The organism is Streptomyces sp. NPDC020192 (genome assembly GCF_044388685.1).
GTDB lineage: Bacteria > Actinomycetota > Actinomycetes > Streptomycetales > Streptomycetaceae > Streptomyces.
The window spans coordinates 1-15,585 of the sequence record NZ_JBIRXG010000040.1; the positions used below are offsets into that span (position 1 = coordinate 1).

Genomic DNA, 15,585 nt, shown 5'->3' on the forward strand with positions numbered 1-15,585 from the left:
GGCCGTCGCGGAAGACGACGTTTTCCGGGCACACATCGTTGTGGCACAGCATCGTTCCTCCCGCCGGGTCGGCCAGGGATCGGGGCCACTCAGCGCATGCGTCAACCGCGATGGCCGCGCTGGCGTCGTGCAGGCGCCGCAACAGGCTTCCCACCGAGCTCAACGCGGTCTCGGTCATCACCCGGCGCGGAAACGGCGGTAGAGCGACGTCGCCCGGGATGAAGGTCAGCTGCTCGCGGCCGTCTGCGGTAAGACGGATCGGCCTCGGAGCCGCGTCGAACCCAGTGGATCTTCCGCATCCGATCCAGCAGCGGGCTGGACCCTCGGGGATGGAAAACCACCAGCTCTCCACAGATCGCGCCAGTGCCATAGGCGTCAAGGAACGCCTTGAAGTCGCTCGGCAGCGCCGAGCCCACATAGTCCTCGACCTCGGCCCAGTCGTCCGGGGACGGCTCCCACCCCCGTCGGGTCAACTCACGACGTTGATCGCTCGCGACTACGACCAACAAAGCTCACAAGTGGGCTGGCCGTCGCCGCGGAGCGCGTCGGCCAGGGCCTGAGCCTGATTCAGAGTGATGCCAAGGGCGATCGGGACCTGGCGCGGGCTGTAGCGGGAGGAGCAGACGGGCACCGGATTGTCCCCGGCCACCGTCCAGAACGGTTCCACATGCCGGTCGTCCGCCTCCGTCCCGAGCAGTTCCCGCGCGAACCGGAGGGCCACGTCTCCAGGTATTCCGCAGTTGGAGAGGGCTCGCGCCACGACAGTCCACGCCTCCTCTGGCGTGGCCGAGTCCCCGAGCATGGGCAGCAGGAGCAGCAGGCGTTGTGCCGGATCGACGAGACCCCCGGTGTCCGACGCGCTCTCCGGCACGCTCGCGGCGATGGCGGTCAGCTCCGCCCAGGACAGTCCGGGGCCGGCCGACTCGGGGCCGCACTGCCCCAGATGCCCGAGGCGGCCCCATGCAGGGTGGCGTATTGCGAACTCGACGGTGTTCTCGTCCTCGAAGTTGGCATACACGGCGAAGGCCGTGTGTCCGCCGCCGAAAGGCACGCGGAGCACGGGCCACGGCTGCTCGGCATCGCTGAGGCGTTCCAGCATCGCCTCGTACGCCGACGGCGTGACGCCGTACTCATCCGCATCGGCGGAGAGGTCACCCATCGTCACCAGCAGGTGGACGAGCCAGAAGGCCGGTTCGCGGGCGAGTTGCTCACTCGCGACCAGCTCGAAGTCCAGGTACTCCGGGATGTCCACGATCTCCGCGGTGTCGCTCATACCGGGAGAGTATCGGGCCGTATCGACTCCCAGCGGTGGCCTGCAGCGCCCCTCCACAGGGCCGTCGGACATGGTGGTCGCTGCTCGGCGAGGCCGAAGGTCTCCAGGTCAGGCTGGCTCGCGCCGAGGAGAAGCTCCGCCAGCTCGATGGGGCCACGGGCAGCATACGGCCGTGGACCTTGGCATCCCCACTACGCGTGATGATCGATGAACCCACGAAGGTGGACTGCCGCGTGACCCTCACCCAAGATCGAGAACAAGTTCAAAGAAGCGCGCATCAAACGCCCTTCAGAACACGATCAAGTGCCGCGCGGCCTACAGGTCCCCAGTTCGGCTTGCCGCCGGGAAGGCCCCGATCTCCGTTCTGCCCCATGAGCATCAGAAAGAGGCTCTTCATCGCGGCCAGCCCGCGGGCGCGCCGGATCGCTGCCTTGTCTGCATGCGCGTACATGTCGAAGAACCGTGAGGCCGTGCCCGCGGGAAGCAGCACCCATGCGGCGGCGAGGTCCCACGCCGGATCGCCGGCGAACATGTCACCGAAATCGACGATGCCCGAGAGCGTTCCGCCCGAGACGACGACGTTCGCGGGATGGAGGTCGCCGTGCACCCACACCGGCGGGCCCTCCCACGCGTGGGCCGCAACGGCGTCGTCCCAGACGGCCCGGACGTCGGCAGCGATGTCGTCGGGGGCAACGGCCTGGAAGAAGTTCTCGAAGCCGTCCGTGCAGTTCCTGGGATGGGCACCGCGGTCCGTAGCGATCGGCGCCTCGGCGGGCGCCTCCACATGGAGCGCCCGGAGGAAGCCCGCCAGCGTGTCGGCCGCGTGGGCGCCGCGGCTGATCGAGCCGTGGTCCAGCGGCTCGCCGGGAACCCACGTCATCACGGTCCAGTGCTTGGGGAAGCGCTCGGACGGTTCGCCGAACCGCACCGGAGTCGGCACCGGGAGCGGCAGGCGCGGAGCCAGCACGGGTAGCCACCGCCGCTCCTTGAACTGGAGCTCCGGGGTGGGGTCCATGCGCTGCATGCGCACGGCCAACTCGTCCCCGAGACGCCACATTTGGTTGCCCCAGCCGCCCGCCACCTCGCGGATGGCCAGCCCCGCAAGGTCTGGATGTTGCTCCTGCAGCAGGTCGCGGACCAGGTCTGCGGTGATCTCGATCTCGATGTCGGTCATGCGAAGTCACAGTACTGAGGCGGCATGCGGAGGAGTTCTCGCTCTCCGGAACATCTGGCTGTGATCCCTCCGACACCACCAATTCGGTTTCAGAGAGCTACAGATCAGAGGCTTTGGGACGGAATAGGGTCTCGCTGCTGATGTCGTAATCTCACGGGCCGTGTCGTACCGATGTCGTGTACGACATCACCGTGAAGTTAAAGCGTGTTGGGTGCTGCTGCTCAGCGCCTCGTCTCGTACCTGGTCAGGACCACGCCGCCGGGAAACGTCCGCGTCTCCACCAGGTTCAGGTTCACCCAGCTTTCCAGCGCGGTGAAGAACGGCGTGCCGCCGCCCACCAGGACCGGATGGGCGGCGATCACGTACTCGTCGATCAGCCCGGCGCGCATGGCCGCCCCGGCGAGCGTTGCGCCGCCGATGTCCATTGGGCCGCCGTCCTCGGCCTTGAGCCGGGTGATCTCGGCGATCGCGTCGCCGGTGACCAGGCGGGTGTTCCAGTCGACCTTGTCGATCGTCGAGGAGAACACCACCTTCGGCGTGTCCCGCCAGTTCCGCGCGAACTCGATCTCCGCCGGGGTGGCGTTGGGCTGCTGGTCGCCGGTCGGCCAGTAGGAGCTCATCGTCTCCCATAGCTTGCGCCCGTACAGCGACAGGCCACTCGCCTGCTCGTGGTCGAGCCACCACTGGAACAGCTCGTGGCTCGGCGGTCCGCTCCAGCCGATGTCGTCGCCGGCCGCGGCGATGTAGCCGTCCAGGGTCAGGTTCATGCCGTAGATCAGTTTCCGCATGGCCCAGCCTTCCGTCCGTGGGTGTCCGGCGTATAGACCAGCGCGGCGCGGGAAACTCATCGGTGCGCGATCTGGGCTCGCCGGTAGTCCGCGTGCTCGGGGTGAGCAGGCTCCAGTCGTGGTGCTGGGCTGCTTGGAGGCACTGCGTGAGGTGAACGTGCAGCGCGGCGTGAGCGTCGACGGGGTGCTCTTCCACGGCCATCTGCTGAACGGCGTCGGCCGGGAGCGGTGCTGCATACGTTGGGTTCCGGCGTGCTGCCCGACGCTGTTCGGCAGCACGGATGGGATGGACTCCCGGAAGCGTTCTACCTCGCGCAGACCCGCGGCATGAGCGGCCTTGCCGCCGGGGCTGATGGTCTTCGCCCGTCGGCCTTTGGACTTTTTGTCCTTCGGCCCGCCCTGGTCCCCGCTCGTCAGCTGGACGCGCTTGGACGAACCGTCCCGACGCTGCCTTCGGCCGCTGGTCATGCCCACACGCTACCCACGCCAGATCCGAAGCGTTCACCGGCCATCAGCCGCGAAAGATGGCCTGCGGAGAGTCCGGTGCGGGTGGCCAGGGCTCTCAGGCTGAACCCGGAGGCGCGTTGGAGCACGCCCCGACCACGCACTGACGCATGGAACGCGCCGTTGGACGTGCGGATTCAAGGGAAATCCCCACGACCCGGCGCGGTGATGGAGACCCGCCCGCGTCCGCGGTGATCAGCAGACGGGTAGCGGCCGGGTAGTCGTGCCGGCCCCGGGCCTGCCACCACCGGCGAATCGAGGCGACCGCGAGCGCGGCCGTGTCGTGATCGGTGCCGACACTCACCCAGCCGGTATTCGCGGCGATGCCGTAGATCCCGTGATGTAGGCGCACACCCGGATCAAGGTCCACGGCCTTCTTCCGGCCGCCACCGGGCCTGCGTATCCGGCCCAGAGGCTCCTCGCCGGCCACCAACTCGTTTACGCCCTTGCGGACCGTCGTCTCGCTGATTTGGGCCGCCCGCGCGACCGCCTGGATACCGCCGTGCCCCAGGATGCGGGCCTCTGCCGCCATCACCAGCCGCCGCTGCCGCTCGTCCAGATACGGGAACAACACCCCGAACTTCACAGCGAGTTGACCGCAGGCCTCATCGGAGACGCTTATATCACAATAACGAGCCGCATCACGGGAAGCAGCACGTTGATTCTCTGCGAGCCCTTACTGACTTCGGCTCGTCAGGGTGATGCTTTGTGAAGTCCCTTGACGCGGCCCATGTGGACGGCGAGTCCGCGCTCCAGCGCCTCAAGGGCCAAGCGGATAGGTGAGCGGCTGGTGAGGTCTTCCACTCGGTCGAGCCAGCGAGGAACAGCGCCGACCTGCGCGAGGAACTGGTCCGGGTCGGGGACGTCGGCGATCTCGCTGCTCACCGACTACGCCGCAACCCGGCAGCACGATGACCGGGTCCTCGCGCGGGGGTCGCACGGGTTGAGACCACGAGCAGCCCATGGCAGGCTCATGCCGCATGATCGATGAATTCGCGAAAGACTACCTGCACGAGGGACTGCGGCGGCACCGCAAGGCGCTGCTCTGGAAACTCGACGGCTTATCCGAATACGACGCCCGCCGACCTTTGACAGCGACCGGGACCAACCTCCTCGGCCTGGTCAAACACGTGGCCAGCGTCGAGGCCCGGTACTTCGGCGAGGTCTTCGACCGCCCTTCCCCGGAATCACTGCCCCGGTGGCAGGACCACGACGGCAGCGATCTGTGGGCGACCGAGGACGAGACCCGCGATCAGATCATCGGGTTCTACCGGCGCACGTGGGAACACTCGGACGCGACGATCAACGAGCTTCCCCTCGACGCCCCCGGCCACGTGCCGTGGTGGCCGGAGCCCGACACGAAGCTGTTCGCCATCATGGTCCACGTCCTTGGCGAGTCCATCCGGCACGCCGGACACGCCGACATCCTGCGCGAGGGCCTCGACGGCCGGACCGGGTCATTCGCCGAACTCGAGAAGCAGATCGACGAGGAAGCCCGTGCAGCCTACTGTGCGAAGATCGAACAGGCCGCCAGGACGGCCGCACCAATCAAGGCTTACTGAGTTCCTGCTGCCCGCCTGCGAACCACCAGTACCGACGTGGCGCCCTTGCCGGAGCCGAGGTCGAGAATCTGCATCCCGGGATGCAGATCAAGGTCCCGGCATAGGTCCCCCAACAGCCACAACGGGTTCGGCCCCATGTCCAGGTCGAGCAACCAGCCGGGGTCATAGCGGGAAGAGCGCGGATAGCGGTCCGGGCGTACGAGATCACTCAAGGCAGTCACGAGCCGCGCCCAAGCCGATCATCTACCTGGGCACAACTCGACGATCTTTCAGCCGGGGAATGCGCTCAATTGGGGCCTCACTCTGCCGTGGTTCTGCCGCCCGCACGGCACTGCCCCCTGAGTCACAATGCACCCATGACCGATGATCAGTCCCCTGTTCCCACCCGTCCGCTGCTGCGCCGCCCCCGGGAAGGTGAGCTCATTGACGTCGCCGGAGTCGCGCACTTCTTCCGGCTCACCGGCGAGCACACGGGCGGGCGCTTCGCCTTCGAGGAGTTCAGCCTCGCCCCTGGCACCATCGGCGCCAGGCCACACGTGCACGAAGGACACGACGAGTATTTCTACGTCCTCGAGGGCGAGCTGACACTGCACACCGGCGACGGCGAGGTAACGGCCGGCCCTGGAGATCTGCTGGCCGCGATGCGCGGCACCCCGCACGGCTTCCGCAACGCAGGAGCGGTCCCCGCACACGCCCTGTGCCTCTACACCCCTGCTGGCTACGAAAACTACTTCCGCGATGTCCACGCCGCCGTGAGCGCCGGGGACGAAGCGACCGATGAGTTGCTGGCCGAATTCCGCAGCCGTTACCGGACCAGCTCCTACCCGGTTCCGTCGGACAGGCCCTAGTCCAGGATGCCGAGTGCCGTGTCCGGTCGGCAGTGGGGGCAGGGCCGGTACCTGACCGCGCAGTGCGTCAGTGCCTGGTGCCGGGTCGCCGGGCGGCATCGCCCGCCGTTGGTGGCCGCCCAGCAGCCGCCTACGTGTACGGCGTCGACGTTGCTGCGGTTGAGCCCGTACCGGATCAGTAACTCCGGCTCCGTCGGCCGGCGCTCCTCGCCCTGCCGTCGTTCGCGCTCGCGGCGTTCCTCGTCGGCGATGCACCGGTCGATGAGGGCCAGCTGCCGCGCGGGCTGCTGCTCGACGACGCGGCGGGCGAACCGCAGCATGTCCAGACGCGAGGTCGGCTGGTTCACCTGCCCGCTCCTGTGGCTGGGCGCGCTACTTGGTTCTGGCCGCCCTTTCGTGAGCGATACGTGGGCGGCAGGCCCCTCTTGTACGCAACCAGGCGTACTCGAACAGGCCGAGACTGCGACGATGATCCACATGACTAACGCAAGTGACTCTGCAGCCCCCGCCGGGGACGTAGCGGAAGCCCTCTTCACCCTCTCCGGCGGCGTCGGCTCAGAGCCGGTCCCTGTCCTGACCTACCCCGCAGGAGCGGATCGTCTCGCCCGGCGCGAGGCCCTGCGCCCGGTGTACGAGGCGATCGTGGCGCGTATCGGCACGCCGACCCTGCTCGGCGGCGCCGTCAAGGGGCCAAGCGTGCGCTGGTGCACCCCTGAACGGGTCCTGCTGCTCTCCGGCGACCACACGCATGCCGAGCTGTCGGTGCACGACGCCGATGACTTCGAACGTGACGAATGGCGGACCTTCGACCGGACTCACCCCGGACGCGACGGGCAGCCACACGGCTTCGACGCGCTGCCCTACATATGGCAGCTCGACCGCAAGGGTCCTGGATTCGCTCCGCCGTCGACGTACAACGGCGTGATGGTCGCCGGTAACTGGGATCATGCGGTCACGGGACTTGAGCTCATGCTCGCCGCGTGGGTGGAGCAGTATCCCGTGCAGGCACCAGGGGACTGGATCGGCTTCAATCTGTGGACCGCCCGCGACTGGGGCCGCGACATGATCGTGTCGTACTCACCAGCCGACCACGGACGCGAGCTGGCCGTGGGCATCCATGACCGGGGCACCGAACAGACCGAGGAGCGACAGGCACGGATGCGCGAGCGCGGATGGCGCATCCAGGAGGACCACCAGTGGTGGCGTACCGAGTTGCCGGAAACGGATCCTTACGCACCCCGGCTGCTCGCCGAGCTCACCATCGCCGAGTGCCGCGCCCGCAAAGCCACCTGTCCGGACGAACTGAAGGCACACGACATCAGCGCGGGCGACGACGGCGAGCTGTGGCTCACCGGCCTGGGCCTACGGACGCACCCCTCCCGCGGGGAGCACTATTGACCCCGAGCCCACCGCCACGGCGCGCCGTCGGCAATGGCCGGGCCCACCGCGCGATGGCAGGGCATGGCCGGTGCGGCCCTTGCCGACGGCTGAAGAGCAGCGCGCAAGGCCGGTTGCAACCCTGAATCTGGCTCTGTCCGCAGTTTCGTGAACCCCGTTCAGAAGGACCGGTAGATCCCCTGTCCACACGGTCCTCTCTCATCAGTGTGGTGGCCGCCGGCAGCGCGAGGCTTTCGGCCTGCATGGTTGTACGGTCGGCGAGTAAGACAACGGCCAGGTTGTCGTCGCCGCACACCGCAGTCAGCACCTCGTCGACGGTCGCCTCCGCCCAGGCCGGATCGTCGATGAAGTGGACGTGCGCCTCGTGCTGCCTGTCTCCTCAGCGCGTACTCGGAGCCGTCGATCTCCTCGATGGGAAGGTCGCCCTCCCAGGCGTCCTCGTACCACCTGCCGGAGACACGGCTGATGAAGAGGAGCGCGCGTTGGCCCACGGCGAGTGACCGCTGGCCCCAGTGGGTCGGTTTGCCGACGAAGCGGATCTCCGATCCCACGTTGCCATCGAAGACCCGTGCCGAGTACACCTCTTCGACGATCGCGGTGAACTGCTGCGGGGCAGGCGAACCAGTGATCACCACCCTGATCAGATCGTTCCGCTCTACCTTCTCCTGCAGAAAACTCATGGGCCGATTGTCATCCTTGCCGATGGCCGGCGAAGGACCATCCGAGGGCCGGCATTGTGCCGCTGGTTGCCGCTGACCCGCGGCGATCAGACTTCCCTGTCACAAACTGGCGTTGGTCAAGGTTGGGTGGCAACCGGTCAAGGTTCAATGGCGGAGGACACCTGTCCGCTCCTCTCCGCGCTGCCGTGTCTTCGCCTGCCGAAAGATTCGAACACGTTCTCTAGTCTGAGTATGCACCGTGTAGAGCACCTCACCGACACCCAGGAGCGCGTGCTGCGCTGTATCCGGCAGGCGATCGCCGACCGCGGCGAGGCGCCGACCATGCAGGAGATCGGGGAAGCGGCCGGCATGCGCAGCCGGGCCAGCGTCCACTACCGGCTGGTCGAGCCGGAGACGAAGCAGGCGATCGTCCGTGAGCCGGGCCGGGCGAGAGGGATCCGGCTCGCATGGCCAGCCCGGGTGGCTACCACCTGATGCTCGCCACCCCCGAGCGGTCGGTGCAGCACGGCTGGTGGTGGAGCGAGGACGTCGCCCGCGACAAGTTCGACGACTGGGTCCGCCTGTACCGGCGCACCCTGTCCGACGCCCGCGTCACCCTGTCCGACGAGGACAGCGGCGTCGTCCTGGACTCATGGCCCGACCAGCGGTAGGTCCCCGTGCGTTCCGGCTCCGATCCCGGCGCCATCCCTGACGACGTCTGGCGGGTCAGCCCCAGCTGCTCGGCCACCAACGGACGCAGCGTGGTCTTCCGGGAGCCCTGGGGCCGCCGAGGAGGACCAAGCGGGGGAGGGTTAGCGTGCTGACGTGATCACCATGAACTGGGACGGCGTCACCGACCGCGAGCGATTCAACGGATGGTACCTGGACGAGCGGGACCAGTTCGCGGACATGGCCCGGGACGCCGACTGGAACGGTCTCTTCCAGGTGCTGGGCAAGAATCCGGGGTGGGCCAACCTCCCCCGGCCCGGCAACCGCAGCGGCTTCACCGCGCTGCATCAGGCGGCCTGGCACGGCGCGGACTTCTCCGTCGCCTCCAGGCTGATCGCGCACGGCGCCTGGCGGACGCAGCGCACGCGGGACGGACGGCGCGCCGTCGACGTCGCGCGGAGGCGAGGGCACACGCATCTGCTGGAGCTGCTGGAACCAGTCGCGGTGCGGCAGCTTCCCGCCCCTTCGGGCGCACTGGAGCGCCACTTCCACTCGCTGTTGCGGGAGACGACCGGCCGCTGCTTCGAGGAGATCGAGCACCTGCTGCCGCCGCTGTCCCCTCTCACGGAGGGGCCGTCCGTGAAGATCTTCTTTCAGGTGATCGGCATGATGGGCGGCTTTTTCTATCACCTCGAACACGACTACGTGCATGTGAACGCCAGCTCGCGGATGGACTACGGCGGCGGAGAGCACTACCGGGTGACGCCTCAAGGATGTTCCAAGATCGACAATACGCGTGTCTGATTCACCCGTGCGGGTGGCCGGAAGGAACGTACATGTCCTGTCTCAGACAAGTCCGGGCATCGTGCCACGTTGACCTGGCCGACACCGGCTTGGTACTGGACAGCGGACCGGTGTCCCAGCTTGTTCCTCCGTTCGGGGCGGTGGAAACGCCGGGAGGGAAACGGGTGGCGAGGGCGCGATCAGATGTGCCCGCGGGGAGCGTTCGGGGCGGAGAACCCCAGGTGGGTGGGCTGGCGGGAGCAAGGGCGCCGACCCGGGCACCAGGGGTGTGATGTCTGGTGTCCGGGCCGGCGGTGCGCGCTTGGCGCGTGGGTTGTCGGAGAATGGGATGGGAGTACCCCGGCCCGATTCCGGCGGGCCGGGGCCTCGTATTGTGCTGTCGGCTTCGGGTCAGTCCCAGCCGCCCTCGCCGCCCCAGTCGCCCTCGCCGCCCCAGCCGCCTTCGCCGCCCTCACCGCGGTCGCCGCCCTCACCGCGGTCGCCGCCCTCACCGCGGTCGCCTCGGTCGTCGTGGTCGCAGACCACGCGGAAGCTGGCGATGACTCCGTTCTTGACCTTCACGCCGTCCTCCATCTTCTCGTGGTGCTCGCCCTTCTCCTCGTGCTCGCCCTTCTCGTGGTGCTCGCCCTTCTCCTCGTGCTCGCCCTTCTCGTGGTGCTCGCGCTCCTCGCAGTTCTCGTGCTCGCCCTTCTCGTCCTCGTCCTTGAATCTCGGGCAGACGCCGTTGGAGGAGCTGTGGGGGCCGACGGTGGCGATGGGGGCGCCGTTGTCGCAGACGGCTCCGCGGAAGACTTCTACGCGTTTGTGGCTGTCGTTGCGGATGTTGAGGGTCTTGGCGCCCAGGCCGCTGATGACGGTGATGCAGTCGCCGGGGTGGGCGGAGTAGGACCGCTCGTTGATCTCGATCCGGCCTCTGTCCTCGTGGCGCCGGCCTTCTTCGCGCCGGCCTTCGCCCCGGCCTTCGTTGCCCTTGCCTTCGTTGCCCTTGCCCTGCGCTTCGTTGTTGTTGGTCTTGTTCTGTCCGGAGTCGCCGCCGGAGGGCGCTGCCGAGGCGGCGGCCGGGGCGACGGCGGCCGGGGCCGCCTGGGGCGCCTGGGCGGGGGCCGCCGAGGCGTAGGTGATGCCGGTCACGGCGAGTGCCGCGGCGGCCGAGACACCTGCGGTCACCATGGTGGTACGAGCGAGCTTCATGTCGCTTCTCCTGTCTGGATATCTCGGAGATGCCGGCTCGTCAGCCGACTGCGATCAAAGTACTCACAGCTGTCATATCCGGTCATATTGAAAGCTGTGCGGCAGGGGCCGATCGGGGGATATACGGCCTTGCCTGCTGCCCTGTCAGAATGTGAAGCGACCCGAGGACCAGGCAGATTGAATGACCATTAGCCTCCCTGGATGATCTACTGACGCCTGCTCACCCCTTGCCTGCCGCGTGTCGCTACGAAAGCCATGACCGATCCGTGTTAAGAGGGCGGCAGCGCCAGAGCCTGCTTGTCGTGCAGCCCGGCACGTGAGCCGGCCCTCCCGGGGATGCCGGTGTCGTCGGCCTTGTGAATCTGTGCGGTATGTGTGTCCTGGCCTGGGTCTGTGCAGTTGAACTGGACGGGACCTCGCGATCATCACTGCCGTCACCATGGCAACCCGGCGGTCAGGCAGAACCTGCCCAGTGTCGGCCGAAGATCTGCCCAACCGTCTCCCACCGCAACAGGCCTCCGGCGACGCCTTCGGCCGCCAGGAGCACACGCGGGAGCCAGAGCGCCTCCTGGTGGAGGTCACGGCCACAGACGGTGAGTCAGCTTCCGACGCCAAACGCGGCAACCGCATCTGGCTGGAGACGGCCGCGGACAGGTGAATCTGCGCACGAACAACCTGGTTGAGTTGCTCCATCGCCTTGCCCCGGTGTGAAGCCGAACCTGGACCAGTCCCCTGACCACATGTCTGTCCACGCGGCCTCTTACGACCTCGTCACGGTTGGCCGTGGCTCAGCGTTCAGGTAGCTCGTTGAACGGGGCATGGTGGGGGCTGGGGCGCGTGAGCTGATCGTGGCGGAGTACCGGGTCACCGGGTTGTCGCCGACGGTGATCGCTGGACTCGTCGCTGAGGAGAGGTCCGACTACCGCCCGGCCGAGCGCAATGCCCGGCCGCTTGCGGGCGGCAGGTCTGCATAACGTGGATGCGCGCGTACGGCGCCAACTCCCCGGCCAGCACCACACCGAAGCAGTTGGGAGCACGATGTTCGACACCGGTGACGTGGGCGTCTTCCTCGGCCTGGACGTCGGCAAGACCGCTCATCACGGCCACGGACTCACCCCGGCCGGCAAGAAGGTCTTCGACAAGCAGCTACCCAACAGCGAGCCGAAGCTGCGGGCCGTCTTCGACAAGCTGGCCGCGAAGTTCGGCACCGTGCTCGTCATCGTCGACCAGCCCGCATCCATCGGTGCCCTCCCGCTGACCGTGGCCCGGGACGCGGGCTGCAAGGTCGCCTGCCTGCCCGGCCTGGCGATGGCGGATCGCCGATCTCTAGCCGGGCGAGGCGAAGACCGATGCGAACGACGCCGCGGTCATCGCCGACGCCGCCCGGACGATGCCGCACACGCTGCGCTCGCTCGAGCTCACCGACGAGATCACCGCCGAACTGACCGTGCTGGTCGGTTTCGACCAGGACCTCGCAGCCGAGGCCACTCGCACCCCCCACCGGATACGCGGCCCGCTCACCCAGTTCCACCCCAGCCTGGAGCGCGTCCTCGGGCCGCGTCTTAACGACCCCGTCGTCACCTGGCTGCTGGAACGCTACGGCTCCCCAGCCGCCCTGCGGAAAGCCGGACGCCGCCGACTCGTCGAGGTGATCAGACCCAGGGCCCCACGCATGGCCGCCCGCCTGATCGACGAGATCCTCGACGCGCTCGACGAACAGACCGTCGTCGTTCCGGGGACCGGCACCCTCGACGTCGTGATCCCCTCCCTGGCCGCCGTCCACGAACAGCGCCGGGCCCTGGAAGCCCAGATCAAAGCCTTGCTCGAGGAGCACCCTCTTTCCCAGGTCCTGAGCTCGATGCCGGGGGTCGCGGTCAGGACCGCCGCAGTCCTGCTGGTCACCGTCGGCGACGGCACCAGCTTCCCCAACGCCTCCCATCTCGCCTCCTACGCCGGCCTCGCCCCGACAACGAAATCCTCGGGGACCTCCATCCACGGCGAACACGCACCACGAGGCGGAAACCGGCAGCTCAAACGGGCCATGTTCCTCTCCGCCTTCGCCGCCTTGCACGACCCCGCCTTCCGCACCTACCACGACAAATGCCGGGCCAGGGGAAAGACCCACACCCAAGCCCTGATCCGCCTGGCCTGCCAGCGGATCAACGTGCTGTTCGCGATGCTCCGCGATGGCACCTTCTACGAACCACGAGTCCCCGAACCGACCGTCGCACAAGCCCCTCAGGCTTGACCAAGGACATAGAGGCACCCCCCGCCCGCGGAACCGCCGGGGCAGAGCCGAGCCCGCCCCCTGTGTGTGTCCGGGCGGAGCGCTTTGTTTCGGGAGCTGTTGCACGGAGGACTTGGTGAATAGCCTGTGTCCCAGTGCTCCTGCACAGGCTTCTTGGCTGGACAGGGGCGGCCAGGCCACGGTGAACAGGAATTGCTGCTGTGACTGATACTCAATCCGCAGGTGCCCCGGTCGGTCACGAGCGCTCGCGCCTCGTGGATCCGCCGTGGCCGACCATCGCCTACATACCCGAGCCCATGGACGGCGTGCCGGTGCCCGCGCTCTCGGTGCTCGAGGACGGTTCCCGGACCTGGGACCGCAGCCGGAGACGGTTCGGGGAGCTGATCAGAAAGCACGCTCACCGCGAGCCTTCGGCCGGGGGTGACCAGGGCGACATCGTGGAGATCCTGTTCCCGGAGCTGGTGCACATGTGGGGGGCGGAGATCCTCCGCGGTGTGGAACGCGTCGCCAGGGAGAACCGCGTCGGGGTGGTGTTCTCGGAGCTCGGTTTCGACCGGGCGACCGCGGTGTACCTCGATGGCAGCGGGGGGCAGCGCGGGCAGGATGTGCTGTCGGTCACGTTCCTGCGGGAGGGCCAGCGGGAGCAACTGCGGGCCCAGGGAATCCCCTTCGTCGTGTTCGACCCGGCCGAGGAGCTTGCCGAGGACGTGCCGTTCGTGAGCGCGACGCACTGGAAGGGGGCACGGGCCGCGGTCGGGCATCTGGCAGACCTGGGACATCGGCGCATCGGCATGATCAGCGGGCCCGACCACTCGTTCTGCGTCGCCCGGGTGGCCGGGTACACCTCCGCGCTTCAGGAGGCGGGCCTCGGGCGGGAGCCGGATCTGTTCCTTCGCACCGAGCTGACCCGTGAGGACGGATATGCGGCGGCACGTGAGCTGCTGTCCCGTCCGGACCGGCCCACCGCCGTGTTCACCGCCAGCGACATGCAGGCCATCGGCCTCTATCAGGCCGCCCGGGAACTCGGCCTGTCGATCCCCCGGGACCTGAGTGTGGCGAGTTTCGACGACCTTCCCGTCGCAGCGTGGATGGACCCGCCGTTGACGACCGTGCGCCAGCCGCTGACGGCCATGGCCAGGGCGGCCGCGGAACTCGCCCTCGCTCTCGGCAGCGGCGAGGACGTGCCGCAGACAAGGCTCGACATCGCCACGTCACTGGTGGTCCGGGACAGCACCGCCCCGCCGGCGTCCTGAGCGACTGTCGCCGCAGTCGGCGGCACTGCCCGGCGGCGCACCGTGAACAGCGGTTCCCGTGCTACTTGGGCTCCTTGCGGGCTGCCCGCGCCGGGCGAGCCTTCGGCGGGGCGGTGCTGGCCCGGACGGTGAGAGTGGTGGCGATCTCGAGGCCGACCTGGCCCACCTCCTCGCCGCGGCCGAGCGCGAGAGCCAACTCGGTCGCGGCCACGGCCATTTCGGTCAGCGGCTGATGCACGGTCGTCAGCGGTGGTTCCACCCAGGCCGCGATGGGCAGGTCGTCGAAGCCGACGACGCTCAGGTCCGCCGGGATGGACAGGCCCAGCTCGCGGGCGGCCTGGTAGACGCCCGCGGCCTGGAGGTCGTTCGCGGTGAACACGGCGGTGGGCCGGTCGCCGCGGGACAGCAGGTCGCGGGCGGCCGCGTGTCCCTCCTCGCGGGTGAGCTGGGTCTGCACCAGCAGGTCGGGCTCGGCGGGGACGCCGGCCTCGGCCAGGGCGGCGAGGTATCCGGCCTTGCGGGCCAGGCAGTACGGGTGGTCCGGGCCGGTGATCATGGCGATGCGCCGGTGTCCCAGGCCGAGCAGGTGCCGGACGGCGGTGTGGCCGCCGCGGAAGTTGGTGGCGCCGACGAAGGGCACGTCGTCCGGCAGGTCGTTGATCGGGTGGATGACGACGAACGGGATGCCCTTCGCCTCCAGTTGATCGCGTTCCTTCTGCGAGAGCTGGGACACGGACAGCACGCAGTTGGGACGGCGCCTGACAGTGGCGTCGATGGACATGGGCTGGCTGTCGTGGAGCGCGAGCTCGGAGACCATGACGCCGACGCGGCTCCTGCGCGCCACCCGCTCCACGCCGCGGATGATCTCCACCGCCCACAGGCTCTCCAGCTCCCGGAAGACCAACTCCACCACGTTGGCGCGGTTGGCCACCGACTTCCGGTAGCCGTAACGGTTGATCAGTTCTTCGACGCGGGCCCGGGTCTGGTCGGAGACTCCCGAGCGACCGTTGAGCACCTTGGAGACGGTGGGGATCGAGACGCCGGCGGACTCCGCGATGTAGGCGATGGTGACGGAACCCGGCTTGTCGTCAGGAGAGCTCTGCTCGTCCGCCGTCGGCTCGCCCGATCCGTTGTCCGTCACGTTCGCCCCTTTCTCGACCATGGCTCCACCCGGGACCCGCCTCCTGGTACGGGAGGGACGGCTGCGACGCGCG

General features: G+C 68.3%; 15 protein-coding genes and 3 pseudogenes. 8 read left to right on the forward strand and 10 right to left on the reverse strand.

The window, feature by feature from the left end:
- The 6 genes and pseudogenes from ACH47Z_RS41435 to ACH47Z_RS41460 form a co-directional block, all read right to left on the reverse strand.
- A pseudogene (locus ACH47Z_RS41435) lies at nucleotides 1-286 on the reverse strand (aminoglycoside phosphotransferase family protein); the annotation flags it as partial.
- Between the two features lie 210 nt (nucleotides 287-496).
- Nucleotides 497-1,273, reverse strand: a complete 777-nt coding sequence (locus ACH47Z_RS41440; RefSeq protein WP_399083941.1) for a hypothetical protein — start codon at nucleotides 1,271-1,273, stop codon at nucleotides 497-499.
- 277 nt (nucleotides 1,274-1,550) lie between these two features.
- Nucleotides 1,551-2,447 (reverse strand): aminoglycoside phosphotransferase family protein, encoded by an 897-nt coding sequence (locus ACH47Z_RS41445; protein ID WP_399083944.1) that lies wholly within the window; start codon nucleotides 2,445-2,447, stop codon nucleotides 1,551-1,553.
- A gap of 221 nt (nucleotides 2,448-2,668) precedes the next feature.
- A complete protein-coding gene (locus ACH47Z_RS41450) occupies nucleotides 2,669-3,235 on the reverse strand; it encodes a dihydrofolate reductase family protein (RefSeq protein ID WP_399083947.1) in 567 nt (188 codons plus the stop codon).
- Nucleotides 3,236-3,911: 676 nt separating this feature from the next.
- Nucleotides 3,912-4,271 (reverse strand): annotated as a pseudogene (locus ACH47Z_RS41455) (hypothetical protein); the annotation flags it as partial.
- A 161-nt stretch (nucleotides 4,272-4,432) separates the two neighbouring features.
- The gene (locus ACH47Z_RS41460; RefSeq protein WP_399083949.1) at nucleotides 4,433-4,624 is read right to left on the reverse strand and encodes a hypothetical protein; all 192 of its coding nucleotides are present in this window, start codon (nucleotides 4,622-4,624) and stop codon (nucleotides 4,433-4,435) included.
- Nucleotides 4,625-4,719: 95 nt separating this feature from the next.
- Between ACH47Z_RS41460 and ACH47Z_RS41465 the strand changes: the two genes are divergently transcribed.
- Together ACH47Z_RS41465 and ACH47Z_RS41470 are read left to right on the forward strand one after the other, a co-directional pair.
- Nucleotides 4,720-5,301, forward strand: coding sequence for a DinB family protein (locus ACH47Z_RS41465; RefSeq protein WP_399083952.1), 582 nt, complete (start codon nucleotides 4,720-4,722; stop codon nucleotides 5,299-5,301).
- A 356-nt stretch (nucleotides 5,302-5,657) separates the two neighbouring features.
- On the forward strand, nucleotides 5,658-6,149 hold the full coding sequence (locus ACH47Z_RS41470) for a cupin domain-containing protein (RefSeq protein ID WP_399083955.1): 492 nt from the start codon (nucleotides 5,658-5,660) through the stop codon (nucleotides 6,147-6,149).
- On the opposite strand, the gene ACH47Z_RS41475 is transcribed toward ACH47Z_RS41470, so the two are convergent.
- Complete coding sequence (locus ACH47Z_RS41475) at nucleotides 6,146-6,496, reverse strand: DUF6233 domain-containing protein (protein ID WP_399083958.1); 351 nt, start codon at nucleotides 6,494-6,496, stop codon at nucleotides 6,146-6,148. The genes ACH47Z_RS41470 and ACH47Z_RS41475 overlap by 4 nt on opposite strands.
- A gap of 130 nt (nucleotides 6,497-6,626) precedes the next feature.
- Here ACH47Z_RS41475 and ACH47Z_RS41480 point away from each other — a divergent pair, with 130 nt between their 5' ends.
- Nucleotides 6,627-7,547: a hypothetical protein gene (locus ACH47Z_RS41480; protein ID WP_399083961.1), complete on the forward strand. Its 921-nt coding sequence runs from the start codon at nucleotides 6,627-6,629 to the stop codon at nucleotides 7,545-7,547.
- Here the strand turns inward: ACH47Z_RS41480 and ACH47Z_RS41485 are convergent.
- Complete coding sequence (locus ACH47Z_RS41485) at nucleotides 7,498-7,893, reverse strand: DUF6924 domain-containing protein (RefSeq protein ID WP_399084032.1); 396 nt, start codon at nucleotides 7,891-7,893, stop codon at nucleotides 7,498-7,500. The two genes, ACH47Z_RS41480 and ACH47Z_RS41485, sit on opposite strands and share 50 nt — an antisense overlap.
- A gap of 565 nt (nucleotides 7,894-8,458) precedes the next feature.
- On the opposite strand from ACH47Z_RS41485, the gene ACH47Z_RS41490 reads away from it, so the two are divergent.
- The 3 genes from ACH47Z_RS41490 (at nucleotide 8,459) to ACH47Z_RS41500 (ending at nucleotide 9,679) form a co-directional block, all read left to right on the forward strand.
- Nucleotides 8,459-8,701: a LexA family protein gene (locus ACH47Z_RS41490; RefSeq protein ID WP_399083964.1), complete on the forward strand. Its 243-nt coding sequence runs from the start codon at nucleotides 8,459-8,461 to the stop codon at nucleotides 8,699-8,701.
- Entirely contained in the window at nucleotides 8,674-8,877 is a 204-nt protein-coding gene (locus ACH47Z_RS41495; protein WP_399083967.1) for a hypothetical protein, read from the forward strand. The genes ACH47Z_RS41490 and ACH47Z_RS41495 overlap by 28 nt, the downstream gene beginning before the upstream one ends.
- 163 nt (nucleotides 8,878-9,040) lie before the next feature.
- Nucleotides 9,041-9,679: an ankyrin repeat domain-containing protein gene (locus tag ACH47Z_RS41500; RefSeq protein ID WP_399084035.1), complete on the forward strand. Its 639-nt coding sequence runs from the start codon at nucleotides 9,041-9,043 to the stop codon at nucleotides 9,677-9,679.
- Between the two features lie 390 nt (nucleotides 9,680-10,069).
- Here the strand turns inward: ACH47Z_RS41500 and ACH47Z_RS41505 are convergent, their stop codons facing one another.
- Complete coding sequence (locus tag ACH47Z_RS41505; protein ID WP_399083970.1) at nucleotides 10,070-10,870, reverse strand: hypothetical protein; 801 nt, start codon at nucleotides 10,868-10,870, stop codon at nucleotides 10,070-10,072.
- Between the two features lie 1,038 nt (nucleotides 10,871-11,908).
- Between ACH47Z_RS41505 and ACH47Z_RS41510 the strand changes: the two are divergent.
- Together ACH47Z_RS41510 and ACH47Z_RS41515 are read left to right on the forward strand one after the other, a co-directional pair.
- A pseudogene (locus ACH47Z_RS41510) lies at nucleotides 11,909-13,118 on the forward strand (IS110 family transposase).
- 200 nt (nucleotides 13,119-13,318) lie between these two features.
- Complete coding sequence (locus tag ACH47Z_RS41515; protein WP_399083973.1) at nucleotides 13,319-14,371, forward strand: substrate-binding domain-containing protein; 1,053 nt, start codon at nucleotides 13,319-13,321, stop codon at nucleotides 14,369-14,371.
- Nucleotides 14,372-14,432: 61 nt separating this feature from the next.
- Here ACH47Z_RS41515 and ACH47Z_RS41520 read toward each other — a convergent pair whose 3' ends face one another.
- Nucleotides 14,433-15,533: a LacI family DNA-binding transcriptional regulator gene (locus ACH47Z_RS41520; RefSeq protein ID WP_399083976.1), complete on the reverse strand. Its 1,101-nt coding sequence runs from the start codon at nucleotides 15,531-15,533 to the stop codon at nucleotides 14,433-14,435.
- Nucleotides 15,534-15,585: the final 52 nt, after the last annotated feature.

Excerpts from the sequence above, each read along its gene's own strand:
- ACH47Z_RS41440 (WP_399083941.1), bottom strand. The coding sequence starts at position 1,273 with ATGAGCGACACCGCGGAGATCGTGGACATCCCGGAGTACCTGGACTTC.
- ACH47Z_RS41445 (WP_399083944.1), bottom strand. The coding sequence starts at position 2,447 with ATGACCGACATCGAGATCGAGATCACCGCAGACCTGGTCCGCGACCTG.
- ACH47Z_RS41450 (WP_399083947.1), bottom strand. The coding sequence starts at position 3,235 with ATGCGGAAACTGATCTACGGCATGAACCTGACCCTGGACGGCTACATC.
- ACH47Z_RS41465 (WP_399083952.1), top strand. The coding sequence starts at position 4,720 with ATGATCGATGAATTCGCGAAAGACTACCTGCACGAGGGACTGCGGCGG.
- ACH47Z_RS41470 (WP_399083955.1), top strand. The coding sequence starts at position 5,658 with ATGACCGATGATCAGTCCCCTGTTCCCACCCGTCCGCTGCTGCGCCGC.
- ACH47Z_RS41480 (WP_399083961.1), top strand. The coding sequence starts at position 6,627 with ATGACTAACGCAAGTGACTCTGCAGCCCCCGCCGGGGACGTAGCGGAA.
- ACH47Z_RS41490 (WP_399083964.1), top strand. The coding sequence starts at position 8,459 with ATGCACCGTGTAGAGCACCTCACCGACACCCAGGAGCGCGTGCTGCGC.
- ACH47Z_RS41495 (WP_399083967.1), top strand. The coding sequence starts at position 8,674 with ATGGCCAGCCCGGGTGGCTACCACCTGATGCTCGCCACCCCCGAGCGG.
- ACH47Z_RS41500 (WP_399084035.1), top strand. The coding sequence starts at position 9,041 with ATGAACTGGGACGGCGTCACCGACCGCGAGCGATTCAACGGATGGTAC.
- ACH47Z_RS41505 (WP_399083970.1), bottom strand. The coding sequence starts at position 10,870 with ATGAAGCTCGCTCGTACCACCATGGTGACCGCAGGTGTCTCGGCCGCC.
- ACH47Z_RS41520 (WP_399083976.1), bottom strand. The coding sequence starts at position 15,533 with ATGGTCGAGAAAGGGGCGAACGTGACGGACAACGGATCGGGCGAGCCG.